This is a genomic window from Streptococcus sp. 27098_8_91, assembly GCF_041432385.1.
Taxonomy (GTDB): domain Bacteria; phylum Bacillota; class Bacilli; order Lactobacillales; family Streptococcaceae; genus Streptococcus.
This window is the reverse complement of sequence record NZ_JAPVZN010000002.1, coordinates 1-21,445: the sequence shown is the minus strand read 5'-3', so window position 1 is coordinate 21,445 and position 21,445 is coordinate 1. Positions and strand designations below refer to the sequence as shown.

The window sequence follows — 21,445 nt, the reverse complement described above, 5'->3', positions numbered from 1 at the left end:
AAAAAACGAACCAGTTTGACTGATTCGTTCTTTTTGTTTATTCCTACTTACGATACATCTTGAATTGTAGGAAGAGGTCACTATATTTTCCAGTCCATTTATGGTCAAATTTCTCATAAACTTCTAGATGTTTCATAGTATCTGCATCTGGATAAAAGGACTTGTCCTCTTTTGTCTCCTCAGGGAGCATTTCCTTAGCAGCATTATTTGGTGTTGAATAACCGACATACTCTGCGTTCTTAAGAGCATTGTCAGGTTTCAACATAAAGTTAATGAAGGCATAGGCAGCATCCTGGTTTTTGACAGTCTTAGGAATGACCATATTGTCAAACCAGAGATTACTTGCCTCTGTCGGTACGACATAGCGGAGATTTTCATTTTTCTCCAGCATTTGGCTGGCTTCTCCTGAGAAAGTCACACCGATGGCAGCATTGTTCTGAATCATGTAACCCTTCATCTCATCGGCAACGATGGCCTTGATGTTAGGCGTTAGCTTGTAGAGTTTGTCTACTGTCTCTTCTAATTGTTCAGGATCTTTGGAGTTCAGACTGTATCCTAGAGAGTTAAGACCTAGTCCAAGTACCTCACGCGCCCCATCAAAGAGCATAACGGAGTTCTTATACTCTGGCTTCCAAAGGTCGTCCCAATGTTCAGGCGCTTCTTCCACCATAGTCTCATTGTAGACGATTCCCAAGGTCCCCCAGAAGTATGGGATAGAGTACTGGTTGTTGGGATCAAAGGACTGGTTGAGAAATTCAGAACCGATATTCTCAATGCCCTCAATCTTGCTATAATCCAGTGAAACTAGAAGGTCTTCATCCTTCATCTTGTTTATCATGTACTCACTTGGGATGGCAATATCATAGGTTGTCCCACCCTGCTTGATTTTCGTGTACATGGCTTCGTTGGAGTCAAAGGTCTCATACTGGACTTGGATTCCTGTTTCTTCTGTAAATTTCTCGAGAAGTTCAGGGGCGATATAGTCTCCCCAGTTGTAGATAACCAATTTTTGACTATCACGGCTATTGATTTTACTGTCAAGATGATAAGAAATTCCCCACAAAACAAGGATAATCGCTAGAATTCCTGCTAAAAATGAATAGAGTCGTTTCATGCTTGCTCCTCCTTCTCACGTGAAATGAAGTAATATCCGACAACTAGGATAATACTAAAGAGAAAGACCAAGGCTGAAAGAGCATTAATTTCTAGAGAAATTCCCTTACGAGCTCTAGAGTAGATCTCAACTGAGAGGGTTGAAAAACCATTTCCCGTCACAAAGAAGGTCACGGCAAAGTCATCCAGCGAATAGGTAAAGGCCATGAAATAACCTGCAATAATAGACGGAGTCAGGTAAGGAAGCATAATTTCCTTGAACATCTGAAATTGACTGGCTCCCAAGTCATAGGCCGCATGAATCATATCGCCATTCATTTCCTTAAGACGTGGCAAGACCATCAAGACCACGATAGGAATGGAGAAGGCCACGTGACTAGAAAGAACGGTCAAAAAGCCAAGTGAAAACTTGAGTTGGGTAAAGAGAATCAAGAAGCTGGCACCAATCATAACATCAGGCGCAACCATGAGGATATTATTGAGTGATAAAAAGGCTTCTTGGTATTTCTTACGAGACTGGTAGATGTAAATAGCACCAAAAGTCCCGATAATAGTCGCAATCAAGGCTGACAGGAAGGCCAAGAAAAAGGTTTGAGTCACAATCAACATGAGGCGACCATCACCAAACATGGTTTTAAAATGGCTCAAGCTAAAGCCCGTAAAGCTGTTCATGTCGTTGCCTGCGTTAAAGGCGTAGCCAATTAAGTAAAAGATAGGCAGGTAGAGGACAAGAAAGACCAGTCCCAGATAAAGGTTGGCAAATTTTTTCATCGTTCTCTCCTTTCCTTAGTCACCCACATGGTGATGAACATAGTCAGGATGAGAATCACACCTATGGTAGAACCCATACCGTAGTTGTCATTGGTTAGGAAGTTCTGCTCAATGGCTGTCCCTAGTGTGATAACGCGGTTCCCACCAATCAAACGGGTCAGCATGAAGAGACTCAAGCTGGGGATAAAGACCGACTGAACTCCACTTCTCACTCCGTTCATAGACAGAGGGAAGATGACATGACGGAAGGTTTCCCACTTGGTCGCACCGAGATCATAGCTGGCATTGATGAGATTGTTATCCATATCGTCCAAGACATTGAAAATTGGCAAAATCATAAAAGGAAGCTCGATGTAGCTTGCGACAAAGATAAAGGAGAAATCCGTAAAGAGCAACTGTTGCGAACCGATTCCGATGAATTCCAAGAATTGGTTGATAGAGCCATTTTGCCCAAAAATCCCGATAAAGGCATAGGCCTTAAGGAGAAGGTTGATCCATGTTGGCAAGATGATGAGCATAAGCCAGAGTTGACGGTGTTTAAGACGAGTCAAAAAGAGGGCTGTTGGATAGCTGATAAGAAGCGTCACGAGAGTTACAATCCCAGCATAGAGAACTGAGTTAAAACTCATTTTGAGATAGGTCAAATTTTGTGACGCAAAATAGGATTTATAGTTTTCTAAACTGAACTGGCCTTCGATGTTGAAAAAGGATTGTCCAAAAATCAAGACCAAGGGTGCCAATACAAAGAGCGCAATCCAAAGCATGTAGGGCACTACAAAGAGTTTAGAGGTTGTTTTCTTCATCTCTTTCCTCCTCGATAGCGTTGATCAAACCTGCTTCTTGCTCTTCGATTTCTACATATTCTTCGATACGAGCATCGAACTCTTCTTCTGTTTCATTAAGACGCATGATGTGGATGTCTTCTGGTTCAAAGTCCAGACCAATTTCCTCGCCCACAATGGCCTTACGAGTCGAGTGAATCATCCATTCGTTGCCAAGTTCGTCATAGGCGATAATCTCATAGTGAACCCCACGAAAAAGCTGAGTATCGACCTTAACTTGAAGCTTACCTTCTTCTGGAAGCGTGATCTGCAAATCTTCTGGGCGAATCACGACTTCGACTGGTTCATTTGGTTTCATCCCACCGTCGACCGCTTCAAAGCGTTTACCGTTAAATTCGACCAAGTAGTCCTCAATCATAGTTCCAGGCAGGATATTTGATTCACCGATGAAGGTAGCAACAAAGTGGTTGATTGGCTCATCGTAGATATCCACTGGTGTCCCAGACTGAACGATTTCACCATCATTCATAACGAAAATCCAGTCACTCATAGCCAAGGCTTCTTCTTGATCATGGGTAACAAAGACAAAGGTAATGCCCAATCGCTGTTGAAGTTCACGCAATTCGTACTGCATATCTGTTCGCAACTTCAAGTCCAAGGCTGACAAAGGTTCATCCAAGAGTACCACACGAGGTTGGTTGATAATCGCACGCGCAATAGCTACACGCTGGCGTTGTCCTCCAGAAAGCTTACGAATAGAACGTTTTTCAAAACCTTCCAACTGTACCATCTTAAGAACTTCTAGCACACGTCGTTCGATTTCTTTTTTATCGACCTTACGCAATCGCAATGGAAAGGCAACATTTTCAAAGACATTCATATGTGGGAACAAGGCGTAAGACTGGAAGACCGTATGAACATCACGTTTATTGGTTGGGATATCATTGATACGGACACCGTCTAGCATGATATCACCAGTTGTTGCATCCAACAAACCTGCAATGATATTGAGGATGGTTGATTTACCAGATCCTGAGGCACCGAGAAGTGTGTAGAACTTCCCTTCTTCCAATTCAAAGTTAATATCCTTGAGAACCTTGGTGTTGCTATCTTCAAAAACTTTAGAAACGTTTCTGAATTCGATAATTGGTTTTTTCAATTGGCATAAATTCCTTCTTTTTCATAGATTAACAGATCAGGGCTCTGTCAGGCCGCTACTACCTCTTGCAGGGAGTTGGACCACCTGCATATATCTTCGCTACCGATAGGCTATTACCCCCTTTACATTTCTAGTTAGCAGCAGCTAGGCTATTTCTAGTATTTACTCATGTTCACCCAAGATACGAACCTCTCGCTCTAGGGTAACACCAGAATGTTCTCTAACTTTTTCAATGACAGACTCAATCAAGTCTTCATAATCTCTAGCAGTTCCATCAGCAATATTGACCATAAAGCCTGCATGCTTTTCAGAAACTTCAACCCCACCGATACGATAACCTTTCAAGCCTGCTTCTGCAATCAATTGCCCTGCAAAATGCCCCACTGGACGTTTAAAGACTGAACCACAAGAAGGATACTCTAAAGGTTGCTTGAGTTCACGAAGGTGGGTCAAGCGGTCCATTTCTTGTTTGATAGTCTCATAATTTCCTGGCGATAGTGCAAATTTAGCTGATAGGACTACTGCTCCTGATGCTTGAATGGCTGAATGACGATAACCAAAGGCCAGGTCCTTAGCAGATAGGGTTTCGATTTCACCTTCCTTAGTCAAGATTTGACAAGACTGGAGAACATGAGCAATCTCACCACCATAAGCGCCAGCATTCATAAAGACAGCACCACCGACGCTTCCTGGAATTCCACAAGCAAACTCAAAACCAGTCAAGCTATGACGGAGGGCAATACGAGTGGTTTCAATCAAGTTTGCTCCAGCTTCAGCCTCAATAGTGTAACCATCAACCGAAACATTATTGAGCTTGTCACACATGATTACAAAGCCACGAACTCCACCTTCACGGACGATAATGTTACTTGCATTTCCAAGAACCATCCAAGGAATGTTTTCCTGATTGGCAAACTTGACCACACGAGCCATCTCGTAGCGATTTCGAGGAAATACTAAATAATCTGCCTTCCCTCCAACTTTGGTATAAGTATAGGATTTTAAAGGTTCGTCGAAACGAATATCGATTCCTTCTAGGGTTTCATTTAATTTATCTAATACGGTCATTTTTCTAATCCTTTTATAAAATTCATTCCATTATACCATTTTTAGCTCTATTTTTCGATGATTTGGTTAGCTTTTTCAAAAGCTCAAACTAAAAAGAGGATGAACCTCTTTTTTGTATTATTGCTTTTTATAAAAGATCGTTTTTGTAAAGTAAATAAAAATAATAACTTCCACTGCTAACAATCCTTCTACGAGAAGAGGATTTGACAACCAACCAACTTGAGATAGGCTCGGAGCCAAATCAAATAGGGCGTGTAAACCATAAGCAGCTACTAGGTAAATCCATTTCTTTTGGCGAACTGCTTGATAAACCCAGAAGGTCAAACCAACTTGAAGAAGCAAGGCCAGGATTCTCTCTAGTCCCAAAAGGTAAATCTGCCATGCTGCTAGATTGTTAATCGTAGCAAGCGTACTCTCAGGTAAGAGTTGCATGATGGCTGGATTTTGCGATTCTACGGCTGAAAAGAGGATGAAGAGATTGAGTAAACTTGCAATCCCGATATAGATCAACTCTAAACCACCATGCCCCAATCCATAAGCAAGAGCATCTGAATCTTCCAAAGTTCTTTTCTTCTCCAACCATTTAAAGAAAATAAGTCGAGCTGTTTCTTCAAAGATAGCAGCCATAGAAATGCCATAAATCACATAGAGAAGAGGATTTTCTGACATGAGTGGAACTGTCCCATCCTTTTGTGGATGAAGAACCAAGAGATGAACGATTTTCTCCAAGACTTGAGAAGAGGCAAAAAATGCAACTGCCCCAAGGCCCAAAACTGCAAAATTAATCTTGTATTGCTTTCTTGCATACCAAACTGCTGCAATGAGAAAGGTAAATAAAGCCAGCATCGTTATTATTACATGAATTTTCATATTTGACTCCTTTTATTCTGCCTGTTCGATATCTTTTTTCATCTCGTCAACATTAAACTTAGCAAATAGATACTGACGGTCCTGAACAGGAAAACGTTGATCCAACTGGTCAACTGCACCCACTTCTACAATCCCTTCCTTGATGACAAAATCCATAACGTGGCCACCAAAGGTTAGGTCATCTGAGATAAAGTGTAGATGGTAACCAGCAACACTAACTCCATGGAAAATTTCAGGTGTCCAAAAACCAACGATAGTTCCTGAGACATTGTCGCAGCTATATTCAGGCTGATGCGTCGCAACCTCAGCAAACTTCGTTTCAGTTGTTGATTTTGGAATCATACGAACATGCATATGCTTGAAATCACCATGAATCTTGATGGAACGGAAAAGATTTTCTCCATCATAATAGGACTCAATACGTTTTTCGAGTTCCTGATCAGTCATTTCAAAACGCTGGCGGAAAATAACTTCTGCCTGGTGGGGTACAACTGCTGCATAGGGGATCAAGGCATCTGGTGAAACTTCAACGATTTCAGGTTTCTCACCTGAACCCTTGGCCTGATAAGCTTTCCCATCTAAGACAATCAATTCTCCATCGATAGAATCCAGGGTTCCTAATCCTAAATCACCATGTTCAAGCAATTCACCAACTGTCATGGTTCCACCGTAAAGTCCCGCCATCAAGGCTCCCAAAGTATTGTATTGGAATAATTTAACTGGTTCTTGCACCTTCATCATCTCACTCTTCTTTGAAAATTTTACTTACTAAGTATATCACATTTCTGATTAGAATTGAATGCTAGACTGCCTTTTAATACTCAATGAAAATCAAAGAGCAAACTAGGAAACTAGCCGCAGGTTGCTCAAAACACTGTTTTGAGGTTGTAGATGGAACTGACGTAGTCAGCTCAAAACACTATTTTGAGGTTGTGGATAGAACTGACGAAGTCAGCTCAAAACACTGTTTTGAGGTTGTGGATAGAACTGACGAAGTCAGTAACCATACCTAAGGCAAGGCGACGTTGACGCGGTTTGAATTTAATTTTCGAAGAGTATAACATTGCCAAACTTCTAAAAAAAAGGTACAATGTAACAAAATCATGAGAGGTCTGGGATGAAGCAAGAAAGCAAGTATGAACAAGTCGTTCACTATCTAAAAAATGAGATAGAATCAGGTAGATTTCCCACTGGAAGTCGCCTACCATCTATCCGAAAACTCAGTCAAGATTTTCACTGTAGCAAAGACACCATACAGCGTGCACTCTTAGAACTCCGATACGAGAAATATATCTACTCAAAACCTCAAAGTGGTTATTATGTATTGGAGCAACAAACCAGTCATGAAGACTTAATTATCTCAGTTAACGATGAACACGCAGCGGCCTATGATGATTTTCGTCTGTGCGTCAATGAGAGCTTGATTGGGCGAGAAAATTATCTCTACAACTACTATGAACACCAAGAGGGTTTAGAAGAATTACGTCAGTCCGTTCAGAAACTACTGTTTGATCAAGCGATTTATAGTAAGGCAGACCAGTTGGTCATGACGTCTGGAACCCAGCAAGCACTGTTTATTCTTTCTCAGATTGATTTTCCAGGTCAAGCTCAGAAAATACTGGTTGAACAACCGACCTATCATCGGATGAACCAGCTGCTACTAGCTCAAAATATTCCCTATCAAACCATTGACCGTCGAGTAGACGGCATTGACCTAAACGAACTTGAGGAACACTTTAAAAGCGGAAAGATTAAGTTTTTCTATACTATTCCCCGTTTCCACTATCCTCTGGGGCATTCTTATTCTGAAGAGGAAAAACTTGCCATCCTTGACTTGGCTGCAAAATATCAGATTTATATCGTTGAGGATGACTATCTGGGGGACTTGGATCCTAAAATGGGACAAACCTTTCATTATTTAGACCAACATGATTTGGTCATCTATATCAAATCCTTTTCTACCAGTCTTTTTCCTGCCCTTCGAATCACTGCCCTTCTTCTTCCAAACACTATCAAGGAAGCTTTTGTCACCTATAAAAACATTCTCGACTACGATAACAACCTTATCATGCAAAAGGCTCTATCACTCTACATCGATAGTCAACTCTTTGAGAAAAACAGACTAGCACGACTGGCACTGCAAGAAAAAAGTCAGGAGCACATCCAACAGCTCTTACAAAGGTATCCCATTTCCCTACCGAACTATCCACTTCATGATGGGCTTTTGCTTGATCTCAGGAACTATCCTAGCATCGCTAGTCTTAAACACAGTCCTCTAGATCTTGACTTCTTCGAATCTTCCTATCTAACGAACTGCCCTTATCACTTTGCAAAAATTTCCTTAGAAAATATTGAAGAAACATTAAGCTATTTAAAAACAGAGCTGGACTGAAATCCAACTCTGTTATTTTTTATTGCTCTACTTCTGTTAGCTTAGCAGCTTTTTCAAGATAAGTTTGGTAAGTTCCGTCATCTTTCAGTTTTTGGATGACCTTATCAACTACTTCCTTCAAATCTGAGTTACCTTTTTTGATAGCTACAGCATTTGCTTCGCCTTCCTTCATAGTCAAGCTTACTGTAGCCACTGCCAAATCTGAGTTCTTAGCAGCATAGCTTAGTGCTACTGGCTCATCCATATGAACGGCATCAACTTTACCAGATTGGAGCTCATTGACTGCCTCACCCATGTTTGTCAAAGAAGTCAACTGTGCCTTTGGAAGTTGCTCTTTAACCATAGATTCAGGAACAGTTCCTTTCTGAGCTGCAATATTAGCACTTGCTAGAGAGTCCAAATCCTTGTATTTTTCAAGATCTGATTTTCTGATAAGGAAGCTAATTTTATTTTCATAGTAAGGAATTGAGAAATCAAAGACTTCTTGTCTTTCTTCAGTTGCACTGATTCCCGCAATTGCTAGGTCTGCTTTTCCTGTTTGAAGACTGGTCAAGACATTATCAAAACTCATGCTTGAAACTTCCAATTTCACTCCAAGTTCATCAGCGATTGCTTGCGCCATGTCAATATCCGCACCTACGACTTGGTTTTTACCATCCACAAGTGCTTGAAACTCAAAGGGAGCATAGTCGGGACTAGTTGCGACCACTAATTTTCCTTTTTGCTTGATGGCCTCCACTGCAGACTGCGAGCTTGAACTAGACGATTGGCAAGCTACCAATAAGAAGCTTGCAAGAAAACTACATAAGACAAATATCCATTTTTTAAAATTCATAAATAAACAACCTCTCTGTTAATTTTGTATAATTATAACTCTATCTACTTCGTTTGTCAAGCATATTCTAAATTTTTATGAAAAATTTTCAATTTTTGTTTCAAAAAAGGAGCTTTTACTTACTAACAAGCTCCTTTTTTTGCATAATTAATCAATCTTACAATTCAACAATCTTACCTGTTTCAAAGTAAACAACCCATTCACAGATATTTTTTGCATAGTCACCAATGCGTTCCAAATAAGAAATAACTTGGAAATAATCACGACCTGTGACAATAGCTTCTGGATTCTTTCTGATTTCTTCAGTTGCAAGGTCACGAATGTTATCAAAGTAATAGTTAATTTTTTCGTCCATGGTTGCAACTTCATAGGCTTGATCCACAGAACCATTCAAATAAAGTTCTAAAGTAGCCTCAACAAAGTTTTTTACTTCACGACCCATTTTTTTGATTTCTTCTTCAACTGCAGGGATGCGTTGCTCACCCTTCATACGAATCGTTGCTTTTGCGATAGATACTGCATGGTCTCCCATACGTTCTAGGTCTGAAACAGCTTTTAAAACTGTCAAAACTGTACGTAAGTCTTGTGAAACTGGCTGTTGTAGGGCAATCATTTCAAATGATTTCTTTTCAAGTTTCACTTCGTATTCGTTTACTTCTGCATCTTCCTCAATAACTTCTTTAGCCATGTCACGGTCATGCGTTACAAAAGCACGTACGGTACGATTGATTTGGGAAAGAACTTCTTGTCCCATAGCATAAAACTGATTATGCAATTTCTCTAAATCTTCTTCAAATTGAGATCGTAACATCTTCTCACTCCTTATCCAAATTTACCTGAAATGTAGTCCTCTGTCTCCTTATGTTGAGGATAGAGGAACATTTCCTTGGTATCGTTAAATTCAATCAAATCTCCATTGAGGAAAAATCCTGTCTTATCAGAGATTCGAGATGCTTGCTGCATAGAACGAGTGACCAAGAGCATGGTGTATTTGTCTTTTAGACCATACAAGGTTTCCTCAATCTTACCAGCAGAAATAGGGTCCAAGGCTGAAGTTGGTTCATCCAAAAGGATGATTTTAGGACTAGTCGCCAATACACGTGCTACACAAACACGTTGTTGTTGACCACCTGAAAGACCAATAGCAGAGTCATGCAAACGGTCTTTGACTTCATCCCAGATTGAAGCACGCTGTAAAGCCTTCTCCACTGCTTCATCTAAGACCTGCTTATCCTTTTCTCCATTTATGCGGAGGCCATAAACGACATTTTCATAGATAGACATAGGGAAAGGATTGGGTTGTTGGAATACCATTCCAATTTCCTTACGCAATTCAACTGTATCGGTACGAGGGCTATAGATGTTGTGACCGTTATAAACCACTGATCCAGTTGTCGTCACTTCAGGATTGAGGTCCCCCATTCGGTTAATAGCCTTTAGAAGTGTTGATTTTCCAGATCCAGACGGACCGATAAGGGCCGTAATTTCCTTGGGTTGGAATGATAAGGAAACACTATTCAAGGCCTTCTTTTTATTGTAATAGACTGACAGGTCTGAAACCTGCAAAATCGGTTCTGTCATACTGTTCCCTTTCTAACCAAAATGTCCAGTTACATAGTCATTAGTAGACTGTAGCTTAGCATTTTGGAAAATATTAGCGGTCTTATCATACTCAATTAAGTCACCCAAGTAAAAAAATCCTGTATAATCACTAGCACGCGCAGCCTGTTGCATACTGTGAGTTACGATGATAATGGTAAAGTCCTTCTTCAACTCAAGCATGGTTTCCTCAAGTTGAGCTGTCGCAATCGGATCTAAGGCTGATGCAGGTTCATCCATCAAGAGAATATCTGGTTTTACAGAAATAGCACGGGCAATGCAGAGACGTTGCTGCTGACCACCTGAAAGCATCAAGGCAGACTTATGAAGGTCATCTTTGACCTGATCCCAGAGGGCAGCCTGACGAAGAGAGGTTTCTACAATTTCATCAAGGATTTTCTTGTCCTTAACTCCTGCACGTTCATGTGCAAAGGTGATGTTGCGATAGATTGATTTAGCAAATGGATTTGGACGTTGAAATACCATTCCGATATGTTTACGCATTTCATAAACATTAATTTCTGGACGGTTAACGTCAATACCTCGATAGAGAATCTGTCCTGTAACCTTTGCAATATCAATGGTATCATTCATACGGTTGAGACTGCGTAGGTAGGTTGATTTCCCAGATCCAGACGGACCAATCAGGGCCGTGATTTTATTTTTTTCGAATTGCATATCGACGCCCTTAATGGATTCATTTTTACCGTAGTAAACATGTAAATCCTTAGTAGAGAGGGCCACTTTTTCTTCTGGAAAGGTAATGATATGCTTTTCATCCCAATTATATTTTGACATGGCTTCTCCTTTAGGCAGCGGTTAATTTCTTGTGTAGGTAGCTTCCGAGTTTGCGAGCTCCAAAGTTAAAGATTAAGATAAAGATTAGGAGCACCGCAGCAGAACCTGCTGAAACAAGTGTTCCATCAGGAATAGTTCCTTCACTGTTGACTTTCCAGATATGAACAGCCAAGGTTTCTGCTTGACGGAAGATTGAGATTGGACTGGTTACGCTGAGGACATTCCAGTTTGACCAGTCAAGAGCTGGTGCTGATTGTCCTGCAGTATAGATAAGAGCCGCAGCTTCACCAAAGATACGACCTGATGCAAGTACGATACCTGTTACAATACCAGGTAGGGCTTCTGGGATAACGACATGAAGAACTGTTTCCCAACGAGAAAGTCCAAGTGCTAAACCAGCTTCACGTTGCGTGTGGTGAACGTGTTTCAAGCTGTCTTCAACATTACGCGTCATCTGTGGAAGGTTAAAGACGGTCAAAGCCAAGGCACCAGAAATAATTGAAAATCCATACTCAAACTGAACGACAAAGATGAGGTAACCAAAGAGACCAACAACGACTGATGGTAAAGAAGACAAAATCTCAATACAGGTACGAACGAAGTTAGTAACACGACCTTTTTTGGCATATTCAGCCAAGTAAATCCCAGCTCCCATTGACAAAGGCACAGAGATGAACAAGGTGATGACCAAAAGGAAGAAGGAATTATAAAGCTGAATTCCAATACCTCCACCTGCTTGGTAAGAAGATGATTTTCCAGTCAAGAAGGACCAAGAAACATGAGGTAAGCCTCGAACCAAGATATAGAGAATCAAAGAAGCAAGAATGGTCACAATGATTCCTGCGATGGTATAGAGGACAGCTGTTGCAAGTTTATCTAATTTCTTAGCGTGCATAGTTTTTCTTTCCTCTTTCTTTCGTAATCAGTTTAATCACACTGTTAAAGGCCAAACTCATCAAGAGCAATACTAGGGCCAGTGACCAAAGAACATTATTATCAACAGTTCCCATAACGGTATTACCGATTCCCATGGTCAAAACAGATGTCAGAGTCGCTGCTGGTGTCGTCAATGAAGTTGGAACAACTGCTGAGTTACCGACAACCATCTGAATCGCAAGGGCTTCACCGAAAGCACGCGCCATACCAAAGACTACAGCAGTAAAAATACCTGAACGAGCAGCCTTCAAAGTAACACGCCAGATTGTTTGCCAACGAGTTGCTCCCATAGCTAAACTAGCTTCACGGTAGTGACGAGGAACTGCACGTAAGCTATCAGTTGTCATAAAGGTTACAGTCGGCAAGATCATAACAAAGAGAACGAAAATCCCCGATAAAATACCAAAACCTGTTCCACCAAAGACACTACGTACAAATGGTACAACGACCTGCAAACCGATAAATCCGTATACTACCGAAGGAATCCCAACTAGAAGTTCGATAGCTGGTTGCAAAATCTTAGCTCCTTTTGGCGATACTTCTGTCATAAAGACTGCAGCACCAATTGCAAATGGTGTTGCGATGAGAGCAGATAGGATGGTAACGATAAAGGAACCTAAAATCATTGGAAGAGCACCAAACTGCTTACCTGAAGGGTTCCAAGTTGCACCAAAGAGAAAATCAAAGATATTCACACCATTCACAAAGAAGGTAGATAACCCTTTTTGGGCTACAAAGATTAAAATCATAGCCACAATGATAACAATCAAAGAGAGGCAGGCAAAAGTCAGACTTTTCCCTAATTTCTCAAGACGAGAGTTCTTTGACGGAGAGAGCAATTTTTTAGATAATTCTTCTTGGTTCATTATTGACTCCCTTCTAGCGCTGTTACAGTCCCTGTAGCATCTTTTTCAACCTTCATTTCCTTAACAGAAATATAGCCCATTCCTTTAACGATTCCGTTCTGAGCTTCGTCTGAAAGAACAAAGTTTAAGAATTCGGCAACCAATTCATTTGGCTCACCAAGTGTATACATATGTTCATAAGACCACAAAGGCCAATTATTCGTGGTTACATTCTCTGAAATTGGTTCATAACCATTGAGTTTGATTGTCCCAACAGAATCATCGACATAGGCAAACGCTAGATAGGAAATAGCTCCAGGGGTTTGAGAAACGATTGATTTGACCATCCCGTTTGAATCCTGTTCCTGACTTTGCATTGCTGATTGACCATTCATGATCACACTATCAAAGGTTGCACGAGAACCTGAACTAGCCGCACGGTTGATAATAGAGATGGCTAAATCTTTCCCACCGACTTCTTTCCAGTTGGTAATTTCTCCTGTGAAGATTTGTCGGAGTTGATCTGTCGTTAGATTATCAACATCTACTTCTTTATTGATAATAACAGCCAAACCTGCAACAGCTACCTTATGATCGACCAAGGCTGAAGCATCAATACCGTCTTTTTCCTCAGCAAATACATCCGAGTTTCCGACATCTACTGCTCCTGATTGAACCTGCGATAGTCCTGTACCAGAACCTCCACCTTGAACATTGACCGTTTTACCGATATGAGCTGATGCGAATTCATCTGCCGCCGCCTCGACTAAAGGTTGGAGGGCAGTTGAGCCAACAGCCGTCATTGACTCCCCACGATCAATCCAACTTGCACATCCTGCTAGTGAACCAGCAAGTAAAAAGGTTGCAAGAAAGAGGGTGAGTTTTTTAATTTTTTTCACTATTTGTCTCCTTGAAAATAATGATGAATAGCTTGGAATTTCGCCCTATTTTTCTATTGTTTTATGCAAAAAATCCATACTTCCACTATAACATAGAATACTGATTTTGACTAGTTTTTTACCTTAAACCTCAAGCCCTTAGGGAAATAATTCTTCAAGGTATTTCCGGTCACTTTTGCAAAACCTAGACCATTTCCACCAACCAAAACTTGATACCAGCCATTTGACAAAGTTTCAGACAGCTGAACTGTTTCACCGGCCACGTATTTGACAAAGTCCGCTTCATGAATTTCAATTCTTTGATTGACTTGGCTTGGTTTTAAGGCTAAACCAAGAGCAAAACTTGGTTCAAAACGTTTTTTCTTAAAGGTTCCAAGATGAAGTCCGTTTCGTGCAATCCTAAGTTTACCCAAATCTGGTAGAACTTCAGGTAAGAGATATAGTTGTTCTCCAAAAGTCTGTAAAATTCCTGGCAAATTTATCTTCAGGTGTTTTTTTTCAAAATCTTGCCATAAACTCAACTGTTCGCGACTGAGATTAGTCTTAAAAGACTTGAACTTCCCTGACTTGTTTTGTCCCTTAAACTGAAGATGGGCAACAAATTGACCTTCTCCCTTAAAACGATGTGGGTACATCCGAGCTGTCTCAGGAAAATCAATCCCAGGAGCCATTCCATTGATATGTGTAACTGGAATCAATTCAAAATCATAACTATCCAGCAACCATTTAATAATTTCTTCGTTTTCTTCTGGAGCCCATGTACAAGTCGAATAGACCAAACGACCACCATCAGCTAACATGGTGACCGCATCCTCTAGAATTTCACGCTGCAAGTCAGCACATTGGCTTGGATATTCTACACTCCAATAATCCATGGCATCTGGCTGTTTTCGGAACATTCCTTCTCCTGAACATGGAGCATCTAGAACAATTAGGTCAAAATATCCCTTAAACACTTTAGCCAAACGATCTGCAGATTCATTGGTTACAACAACATTTGATGCACCAAAACGCTCCATATTTTCAACCAAAATCTTAGCTCGCTTGCTAGAAATTTCATTGGAAACAAGTAGTCCTTCGCCTGCAAGATAAGCTGCCAGTTGAGTTGATTTCCCACCGGGAGCCGCTGCCAAATCCAAGACCTTCATGCCTGGTTTTGGTTGAGCTACTTGTGCAACCATTTGTGCAGCAGGCTCTTGTGAATAGACCAAGCCTGTTACATGCTCAGGTGATTTCCCTGAAACCTTGCCATAATAGCCCCAAGGTGTATGTGGAATAGCATCTGAAAAAGAAACTTGGCTTTCTTTTAAGGGATTGATGCGAAAGGCGGAAACTGCCTCATCATCAAAAGAGGCAAGAAAAGCTCTTGCCTCATCTCCCAATATTTCTTCATATTTTTTTACAAATCCTTCTGGAAATTGCATGTAAGTTTATTTCCTTTCGTAGATATAGGATTGAATTTCTGCCAACTTGTCTGTTGGAACCATCATAATTGGTTGTCGTGTCTGAAAATCCACCGGCTCTCCAGTTAAGGTTACAATCTGATAACCTAAACTTTTTCCAATGATACCAGCTGCAGCATAGTCCCAAGGTTGGAGATAGGTGATATAGGTCAATAGCTGACCAGATAATATTTTTGCAAAACTAATAGCCGCACTTCCATATATTCGTACACCAAGTGAAGCATTAGCTAATTCTGCCACACCCCAGGCGTTTGTTTCCAACATGCCAGCATTACTCGCAATTAGAAAATCTCGCAAGGGCTTATCCTTAAAATTAAGCAAGGGTTCTTCATTGAGACAGGCCTGAAAAGTACCTCCTCCATGATAACAATGACCTTTCATGACATCATAAATGATCCCAAACTGACCCACACCGTTTTCAAAATATGCTACCATAATGGCAAAATCATCACCTTGTGCGACAAAGTTGTTGGTACCATCAATGGGATCAATGACCCAAACAGATCCATGTCCAACTGAAGCACGTAAACATCCCTCTTCTGCACAAAATTGGTCATCCGGAAAATGCGAACGAATCTTATCAATCAAAAAATTCTGAACTTCCTTGTCCAAACGAGTCACCAAATCTGTAGGGGATGATTTTCTCTCAATATGCAATTCTTCTCGCATGTGAGCTAGAATATAGTCTCCTGCTTCCTTGACAATCTCTTTAGCAAACACAAATTTATTTTCCAAGCGAAATCTTCCCTTCCCCTTGTTCTTTAGCCAATTGGACAGCTCGATAGAAGGAATAACCACTCGCAGTTTCAAATTCACGGCCCAAGCGTTTTTCTTCACTCTTGCTTGGAACAACCGCTTTGAATCCCTTATAGGAATCTAGTAGTTTTTTTGCCTCTACCTTAGTCTCATAGGCTGCTTCAACATCATTAAAAAAAGAAAGCACTGAAGCAAGTTCTTCAGTGCTCCACGACAAATCTAGTGGGTAACTATACTGTTTATTCATCTAATTAATACCAGCTCTCAATGTAGCTTCTTTCAGTTCTTGTTTACGGTAACTACGAGGGAGAAAAGCACGAATCTCATCTTCATTAAAACCGATTTGCATCCGCTTTGCATCAATAATAATCGGACGACGCAAAAGACTCGGATACTGCTCAATTAAATGAAGCAACTCCGATACTGAGATACTCTCTACATCAATATTCAATTTTTGAAAAATCTTTGAACGAGTCGAGATGATGTCATCAGTACCATTTTCGGTCAAGGAAAGAATGTGTTGCAGTTCTTTTCTCGTTAAAGGGCTGGTCATAATATTATGCTCTTGGAAGGGCACTTTATGATTCTCGAGCCAGGCCTTTGCTTTACGACATGATGTACAACTCGGTGATAAAAATAGTGTAATCATGCTTTCCTCTTCTTTACATACTTTTCTATTCCTATTATACAAAAAAATAAAGCGCTTGACTAGTTATTTCCGCAAAAAAACCTACTTTTTCAAGAAAAATAGGTTTTTTAGAATCAAATGTGAATGTTCTGCTTAAATATAGAAATATTCATGTTACAAACGATAGTTTTTTCCTAGATTTTATTTGGAATCAGTAATACTTTTCTTGACTTATCTATTTGTTTTTCGACTTTGTAGGTACAGAAATCCAAAAATCAATTCATACAAGCAGAAAAATAGAAGAAAGGCATGGAGGAAAAAGTCCTCTGGTAGGATAAGAATGACTGGATCCTTTGCCGGATCAAATAGCCAGGTATCATCACCTACAAAAAGAATTTGATGAAACAAAGTAAAGAACTGCTCAAATCCAATGAAAACTCCAACTAAACCAAGAACCAAAGGTAGCGAGACCATGATTAAGAGACCTCTACGGTAGAGAGATAGAAATCCTTTCTGAATGACCTGCTTCCAAAAAAGATAGAATATCGGTAGAGTTACTAGTGCTACTCCTTGAGCCAGATGGAACAAACCCTTGACAACTGCAAAATGATGGATTCCAGATGCAGATGAAGGAAAATCTGGCATTGCTAATACTTGACTCAACGGATTGGTCAAATAATCCATCAAAACATTAAAGTTATGCTGGATTATCTGAGGTTGCAGATGAACACGATTTGTCAAGTTTAACCAAGAAATTTCCTGAGGATAGACCAACCAAGCTAGGTAAATGGTCAATAAAATAGCAAGCGAGAGGAGAAAGAGAATACTTCCTACAAAAGTAAACTTAGTTTTCATCGAAATTCCACTCCGCTAGACTTGAAAGGACATGAGTTGGTGCAATTGGCAAGTCTGCTACTTCTTCAGGTTTTGTAAATCCTGTCGTCACCAAAAGGCTAGGAATGCCATTGTCAATACCAGCTCGAATATCAGTAAGATAATTATCGCCCACCATGACAATTTCTTGGCGTTCAAATCCTAGGTGTTCAACAGCCTTGTCCATAATAATCGCGTTTGGTTTTCCTATATAAACTGGCTTTACGCGAGTTGCTGCTTCAAGAAGAGTAATCAGTGAACCAGCACCAGGTAAAAGTCCACGTTCAGTTGGAATGTTCAAATCAGGGTTGGTACCGATAAAATGAGCACCTTTATGGATAGCTAGGGTCGCCGTAGCAAATTTTTCATAGTCAACTTGCCAGTCCAAACCTACAACCACATAGGCTGGATTTTCTTTATCTTCTACATACCCTGCTTCTTGAATGGCTTCCTTGAGCCCTGCTTCTCCAATCACATAAACTGTCTTTTCAAGACCTAAATCATTCATGTAATCAATTGTAGCTAAAGTTGCAGTATAGATCGTCGATACAGGCGTGTCAATGTTAAACTGATTGGCTAACATCTCTTGAACACTTTCAGGTGTACGAGTGGTGTTGTTTGTTACAAAAAGATAAGGAAGCTCTCTTTTTTGTAACTCGTGAACAAAAGCCTCTCCCGCAGGGATTCTATCTTTCCCCTTATAGATCGTTCCGTCTAAATCAATTAAATATCCTTTATAAGTCATATCTTTCTTTCTAATCTTTGTTAATTTCTTGCCAAGTTATCCTTGCCTTAGCATTGGTGTCACCATCACTTGTGACTTTATGATTACTCTCTAATCCATTTAATTCATAACTAGAAGTAATCATTCCACCTGGTCGAACTTCCTTAACATATTTAAGGTTAATTTTTTTAGGGATATGTTTAGTCAGGAAATCGGCTCCCATGACCTCAAAAATCCAATCTAGGTATTTGCTGTTATTGACGTGACCATTCATATCTAAGTCATAGAAACGAACGTGATAATCCTTGCTTATCGCTTCTTCCAGCTCTCTATATTTTGGCCCACGGACCAGTTTCTTAGAAAACTCAGATTGATAAGGGGCGACAATTTCTGCTACTACAGGATGAACCTTTCGACTCTCACGATCCATAAGGACAAAGGTAGCTGCCATATGAACGATCTCTTGACCAGCTCCATCGTAAATGATAAAGCGTCGGTAGCAAAAAAGACGATTATAAGTTAAAGTTTCTGTTTCAATGGTGATTTCATCAGCAAAACGAGGCAAACGAACCACATCGATATCATAATCTGTGATAATCCATACCAGATTATACTGTTCTAAAACATCCTTGTCACTTACTCCCAGCTCAATTGACTGCATTCCTGATACCTGGAGGGACAACAAGATAAGGTCTGGTAGCTTGATATGACCATTCATGTCAGCCATATCAAAAGGAATTTTCATCTTCATTTGATAAGTTAATCCCATAATTTTACTCCAATATAAATCGTTCTGCTACTGTATCTCCTAAAAAGAGACCTCTCTTGGTCATGCGAACACGGTCACTATCAAGCTGCACGAGACCTTGTTGAATCAAGTCTTCGACGATTTCTCCATACAGTTCCTGGAAAGACCGTTCGAATTTTTCTTCAAAGCGTGCCATGGAAACTCCTGACTTCTTGCGAAGGCCGAGAAACATCTCTTCTTCCATTTGCTCCCTTTGACTCAGGTGTTCTTCATTGATACGAGCACTTCCCTCTTCTACCGCCTTTAAATAATGGCGGATAGGACCATGATTTTTATAGCGAACACTATCTACATAGCCAGACGCACCAGCACCGATTCCATAATACTCAGCATTGTCCCAGTACATAAGATTGTGACGACTTTCAAAGCCTTGCTTAGAAAAGTTAGAAATCTCATAGTGCACAAAGCCAGCTCTTTCTAGTTCTGCAATGATATACTCAAACATCTCTGCTTCTAATTCTTCCTTAGGAAGAGGTAGTTTCCCTCGTCTCATGCGATTCATAAAGACCGTATGATTTTCCAAAATCAAGCTATAGAGACTCATGTGGGGAATGTCCAAAGCGATAGCCTTGGCAACATTGTCCTTGACCTGGTCCATGGTCTGACCAGGAAGTGCGTAAATTAAGTCAATGGAAATATTGTCAAAACCAGCAAGTTTGAGGCGGTCGATATTTTCATAAATATCCTTTTCCGTATGACTACGCCCTATCTTTTTCAGCATTTTATCATCAAAGGTCTGAACACCTAGTGAAACACGATTAACTGCAGAATTTTGCAGAACAGCAATCTTATCCGCATCCAGGTCACCAGGATTAGCCTCGATGGTCAATTCTTCCAACATTGATAAGTCCAGGTTTTTAGTCAATCCATCTAACAAAACTTCCAATTGAGAAGCAGACAAGGCTGTCGGTGTCCCACCACCAATATAGAGTGTACGCAATTTTTGAATATCATAAGAATGAAATTCTTGCAGTAGATGCTCTAGATAGCTGTCTACTGGCTGATTTTTAATAAAGACCTTGGAAAAGTCACAATAATAACAAATCTGTGTGCAAAATGGTATATGCACGTAGGCTGATGTCGGTTTCTTCTGCATAGTATTTATTATACCACAAAAGCGAACAATACTTAGAATTCCGTTTAACAAAATCCTAGCATTGTTCGCTTTCTTTATCTAAACATTCTTTTTATTTTATGACTAACACGATTCCCAGAACCAATCTAGTTTGTCTTTATAACACAAAAGAATGAATATTTATTTGACTAAATTTTTAGTCTTCTTTTTTCTTTCCCACAGCAAGTCCGAGACCACCTAGAATACCAAGAAGGCCTAGAGATGCAAGAGTCGCATTTGATTCAGTACCAGTATTTGGCAATACTTTTTGAGAATCATTTGGCTTAGCTTCATTAGTATCAGGTGTTACTGGCGCAACTGGTGTTTCTGGTGTTACCTTACCTGGTGTTGTTACTGGAACTTCAACAGCTGGTTTACCTGGTTCTGTAATCTTACCTGTTCCTGGTACTTTTCCTTCTGGTAATTCACTGTTTGGTACTTTACCTTTACCGTCTTCACCGATTGTTACTGTGATTGGGTTGCCATCTTTACCTGGGATTTCTACCTTAGTTCCTGGTGGGAATGTTGAGCCATCTGGTTTCTTAGGTGTTACTGTAACGTCACCTGTCTTAGGATCTTGTTCAACATCTACTGTTGGTGTCTTACGAGCTGGTGTTGTTACATCTACCGGTTGTGATGGTTTCTTGTTCGGTTCGGTTACTGTTCCTGTACCTGGGACATCTTTCTTAGGAAGTTTGTCATTTGGTACTTCACCTGAACCATTGTCACCAATTGTAACTTCGATTGGTGTGTTGTTTTCACCTGGAATCACTACCTTGCTACCTGATGGGTATGGTTTTCCATCTGGTTTCTTAGGCGTTACAATCGCATCACCATTTGGTTTGCGTGTGATTTCAATCTCACTTGGTGTTTCAGTTGTTGGGGTATTTGGTGTTACCTTACCTGGTGTTGTTACTGGAACTTCTACAGCTGGTTTACCTGGTTCTGTAATCTTACCTGTTCCTGGAACTTTACCGTCTGGTAATTCACTGTTTGGTACTTTACCTTTACC

The 21,445-nt window shown here is 40.4% G+C and carries 24 protein-coding genes; 1 reads left to right on the top strand and 23 read right to left on the bottom strand.

Going from position 1 to position 21,445, the window contains the following annotated elements:
• Positions 1 to 43 precede the first annotated feature (43 nt).
• The 7 genes from O3611_RS01945 to budA form a co-directional block, all read right to left on the bottom strand.
• On the bottom strand, positions 44 to 1,114 hold the full coding sequence (locus O3611_RS01945) for an ABC transporter substrate-binding protein (RefSeq protein ID WP_371607639.1): 1,071 nt from the start codon (positions 1,112 to 1,114) through the stop codon (positions 44 to 46).
• On the bottom strand, positions 1,111 to 1,884 hold the full coding sequence (locus tag O3611_RS01940) for an ABC transporter permease (RefSeq protein ID WP_000712740.1): 774 nt from the start codon (positions 1,882 to 1,884) through the stop codon (positions 1,111 to 1,113). Before O3611_RS01940 ends, O3611_RS01945 begins: the two co-directional genes overlap by 4 nt.
• On the bottom strand, positions 1,881 to 2,687 hold the full coding sequence (locus O3611_RS01935) for an ABC transporter permease (protein ID WP_000754114.1): 807 nt from the start codon (positions 2,685 to 2,687) through the stop codon (positions 1,881 to 1,883). Before O3611_RS01935 ends, O3611_RS01940 begins: the two co-directional genes overlap by 4 nt.
• On the bottom strand, positions 2,668 to 3,825 hold the full coding sequence (locus O3611_RS01930; RefSeq protein WP_371607638.1) for an ABC transporter ATP-binding protein: 1,158 nt from the start codon (positions 3,823 to 3,825) through the stop codon (positions 2,668 to 2,670). Before O3611_RS01930 ends, O3611_RS01935 begins: the two co-directional genes overlap by 20 nt.
• A 162-nt stretch (positions 3,826 to 3,987) precedes the next feature.
• Positions 3,988 to 4,893 carry a UDP-N-acetylmuramate dehydrogenase gene (gene murB / locus O3611_RS01925; protein WP_371607637.1) on the bottom strand — a complete coding sequence of 302 codons (906 nt, stop codon included), beginning with the start codon at positions 4,891 to 4,893 and terminating at the stop codon, positions 3,988 to 3,990.
• 117 nt (positions 4,894 to 5,010) lie between these two features.
• Positions 5,011 to 5,763, bottom strand: coding sequence for a YhfC family intramembrane metalloprotease (locus O3611_RS01920; RefSeq protein WP_371607636.1), 753 nt, complete (start codon positions 5,761 to 5,763; stop codon positions 5,011 to 5,013).
• 12 nt (positions 5,764 to 5,775) lie between these two features.
• Positions 5,776 to 6,504 (bottom strand): acetolactate decarboxylase, encoded by a 729-nt coding sequence (gene budA, locus O3611_RS01915; RefSeq protein WP_049503184.1) that lies wholly within the window; start codon positions 6,502 to 6,504, stop codon positions 5,776 to 5,778.
• A gap of 376 nt (positions 6,505 to 6,880) precedes the next feature.
• Here budA and O3611_RS01910 point away from each other — a divergent pair, with 376 nt between their 5' ends.
• Positions 6,881 to 8,155, top strand: coding sequence for a PLP-dependent aminotransferase family protein (locus O3611_RS01910; protein ID WP_371607635.1), 1,275 nt, complete (start codon positions 6,881 to 6,883; stop codon positions 8,153 to 8,155).
• 19 nt (positions 8,156 to 8,174) lie between these two features.
• Here O3611_RS01910 and O3611_RS01905 read toward each other — a convergent pair whose 3' ends face one another.
• From O3611_RS01905 to O3611_RS01830, 16 genes are all read right to left on the bottom strand, one after another.
• A complete protein-coding gene (locus O3611_RS01905; protein WP_049509820.1) occupies positions 8,175 to 8,990 on the bottom strand; it encodes an ABC transporter substrate-binding protein in 816 nt (271 codons plus the stop codon).
• Between the two features lie 157 nt (positions 8,991 to 9,147).
• On the bottom strand, positions 9,148 to 9,801 hold the full coding sequence (gene phoU, locus O3611_RS01900; protein WP_371607634.1) for a phosphate signaling complex protein PhoU: 654 nt from the start codon (positions 9,799 to 9,801) through the stop codon (positions 9,148 to 9,150).
• Between the two features lie 11 nt (positions 9,802 to 9,812).
• Complete coding sequence (pstB, locus tag O3611_RS01895) at positions 9,813 to 10,571, bottom strand: phosphate ABC transporter ATP-binding protein PstB (protein ID WP_223338828.1); 759 nt, start codon at positions 10,569 to 10,571, stop codon at positions 9,813 to 9,815.
• 12 nt (positions 10,572 to 10,583) lie between these two features.
• Entirely contained in the window at positions 10,584 to 11,387 is an 804-nt protein-coding gene (pstB, locus tag O3611_RS01890) for a phosphate ABC transporter ATP-binding protein PstB (RefSeq protein WP_371607633.1), read from the bottom strand.
• Positions 11,388 to 11,397: 10 nt separating this feature from the next.
• Positions 11,398 to 12,282: a phosphate ABC transporter permease PstA gene (gene pstA, locus O3611_RS01885; RefSeq protein ID WP_000543058.1), complete on the bottom strand. Its 885-nt coding sequence runs from the start codon at positions 12,280 to 12,282 to the stop codon at positions 11,398 to 11,400.
• Positions 12,272 to 13,189: a phosphate ABC transporter permease subunit PstC gene (gene pstC, locus O3611_RS01880; RefSeq protein WP_045763363.1), complete on the bottom strand. Its 918-nt coding sequence runs from the start codon at positions 13,187 to 13,189 to the stop codon at positions 12,272 to 12,274. The genes pstA and pstC overlap by 11 nt, the downstream gene beginning before the upstream one ends.
• Positions 13,189 to 14,067, bottom strand: coding sequence for a phosphate ABC transporter substrate-binding protein PstS (locus O3611_RS01875; protein WP_371607632.1), 879 nt, complete (start codon positions 14,065 to 14,067; stop codon positions 13,189 to 13,191). Before O3611_RS01875 ends, pstC begins: the two co-directional genes overlap by 1 nt.
• Positions 14,068 to 14,177: 110 nt before the next feature.
• Entirely contained in the window at positions 14,178 to 15,491 is a 1,314-nt protein-coding gene (locus tag O3611_RS01870; RefSeq protein ID WP_371607631.1) for an RsmB/NOP family class I SAM-dependent RNA methyltransferase, read from the bottom strand.
• 6 nt (positions 15,492 to 15,497) lie between these two features.
• Positions 15,498 to 16,265, bottom strand: coding sequence for an inositol monophosphatase family protein (locus tag O3611_RS01865; protein ID WP_371607630.1), 768 nt, complete (start codon positions 16,263 to 16,265; stop codon positions 15,498 to 15,500).
• On the bottom strand, positions 16,255 to 16,533 hold the full coding sequence (locus tag O3611_RS01860; protein ID WP_045763367.1) for a UPF0223 family protein: 279 nt from the start codon (positions 16,531 to 16,533) through the stop codon (positions 16,255 to 16,257). The genes O3611_RS01865 and O3611_RS01860 overlap by 11 nt, the downstream gene beginning before the upstream one ends.
• Positions 16,534 to 16,935 carry a Spx/MgsR family RNA polymerase-binding regulatory protein gene (locus O3611_RS01855; RefSeq protein WP_045763368.1) on the bottom strand — a complete coding sequence of 134 codons (402 nt, stop codon included), beginning with the start codon at positions 16,933 to 16,935 and terminating at the stop codon, positions 16,534 to 16,536. It abuts the gene before it with no gap.
• Between the two features lie 210 nt (positions 16,936 to 17,145).
• A complete protein-coding gene (locus O3611_RS01850; protein WP_371607629.1) occupies positions 17,146 to 17,769 on the bottom strand; it encodes a TIGR01906 family membrane protein in 624 nt (207 codons plus the stop codon).
• Entirely contained in the window at positions 17,759 to 18,532 is a 774-nt protein-coding gene (locus O3611_RS01845) for a TIGR01457 family HAD-type hydrolase (protein ID WP_371607628.1), read from the bottom strand. The genes O3611_RS01850 and O3611_RS01845 overlap by 11 nt, the downstream gene beginning before the upstream one ends.
• Before the next feature lie 10 nt (positions 18,533 to 18,542).
• Positions 18,543 to 19,280 carry an acyl-ACP thioesterase domain-containing protein gene (locus tag O3611_RS01840; RefSeq protein ID WP_371607627.1) on the bottom strand — a complete coding sequence of 246 codons (738 nt, stop codon included), beginning with the start codon at positions 19,278 to 19,280 and terminating at the stop codon, positions 18,543 to 18,545.
• Between the two features lie 4 nt (positions 19,281 to 19,284).
• A complete protein-coding gene (hemW, locus tag O3611_RS01835) occupies positions 19,285 to 20,415 on the bottom strand; it encodes a radical SAM family heme chaperone HemW (RefSeq protein WP_371607626.1) in 1,131 nt (376 codons plus the stop codon).
• Between the two features lie 175 nt (positions 20,416 to 20,590).
• The coding region (locus O3611_RS01830) for an LPXTG cell wall anchor domain-containing protein (protein ID WP_371607625.1) at positions 20,591 to 21,445 on the bottom strand (855 nt) is incomplete at its 5' end.

Bases quoted from the DNA above. Each gene is read 5' to 3' on its own strand.
- O3611_RS01945 (WP_371607639.1), bottom strand. From the start codon at position 1,114: ATGAAACGACTCTATTCATTTTTAGCAGGAATTCTAGCGATTATCCTT.
- O3611_RS01940 (WP_000712740.1), bottom strand. From the start codon at position 1,884: ATGAAAAAATTTGCCAACCTTTATCTGGGACTGGTCTTTCTTGTCCTC.
- O3611_RS01935 (WP_000754114.1), bottom strand. From the start codon at position 2,687: ATGAAGAAAACAACCTCTAAACTCTTTGTAGTGCCCTACATGCTTTGG.
- murB (WP_371607637.1), bottom strand. From the start codon at position 4,893: ATGACCGTATTAGATAAATTAAATGAAACCCTAGAAGGAATCGATATT.
- O3611_RS01920 (WP_371607636.1), bottom strand. From the start codon at position 5,763: ATGAAAATTCATGTAATAATAACGATGCTGGCTTTATTTACCTTTCTC.
- budA (WP_049503184.1), bottom strand. From the start codon at position 6,504: ATGATGAAGGTGCAAGAACCAGTTAAATTATTCCAATACAATACTTTG.
- O3611_RS01910 (WP_371607635.1), top strand. From the start codon at position 6,881: ATGAAGCAAGAAAGCAAGTATGAACAAGTCGTTCACTATCTAAAAAAT.
- O3611_RS01905 (WP_049509820.1), bottom strand. From the start codon at position 8,990: ATGAATTTTAAAAAATGGATATTTGTCTTATGTAGTTTTCTTGCAAGC.
- phoU (WP_371607634.1), bottom strand. From the start codon at position 9,801: ATGTTACGATCTCAATTTGAAGAAGATTTAGAGAAATTGCATAATCAG.
- pstB (WP_223338828.1), bottom strand. From the start codon at position 10,571: ATGACAGAACCGATTTTGCAGGTTTCAGACCTGTCAGTCTATTACAAT.
- pstB (WP_371607633.1), bottom strand. From the start codon at position 11,387: ATGTCAAAATATAATTGGGATGAAAAGCATATCATTACCTTTCCAGAA.
- pstA (WP_000543058.1), bottom strand. From the start codon at position 12,282: ATGCACGCTAAGAAATTAGATAAACTTGCAACAGCTGTCCTCTATACC.
- pstC (WP_045763363.1), bottom strand. From the start codon at position 13,189: ATGAACCAAGAAGAATTATCTAAAAAATTGCTCTCTCCGTCAAAGAAC.
- O3611_RS01870 (WP_371607631.1), bottom strand. From the start codon at position 15,491: ATGCAATTTCCAGAAGGATTTGTAAAAAAATATGAAGAAATATTGGGA.
- O3611_RS01860 (WP_045763367.1), bottom strand. From the start codon at position 16,533: ATGAATAAACAGTATAGTTACCCACTAGATTTGTCGTGGAGCACTGAA.
- O3611_RS01855 (WP_045763368.1), bottom strand. From the start codon at position 16,935: ATGATTACACTATTTTTATCACCGAGTTGTACATCATGTCGTAAAGCA.
- O3611_RS01850 (WP_371607629.1), bottom strand. From the start codon at position 17,769: ATGAAAACTAAGTTTACTTTTGTAGGAAGTATTCTCTTTCTCCTCTCG.
- O3611_RS01845 (WP_371607628.1), bottom strand. From the start codon at position 18,532: ATGACTTATAAAGGATATTTAATTGATTTAGACGGAACGATCTATAAG.
- O3611_RS01840 (WP_371607627.1), bottom strand. From the start codon at position 19,280: ATGGGATTAACTTATCAAATGAAGATGAAAATTCCTTTTGATATGGCT.
- hemW (WP_371607626.1), bottom strand. From the start codon at position 20,415: ATGCAGAAGAAACCGACATCAGCCTACGTGCATATACCATTTTGCACA.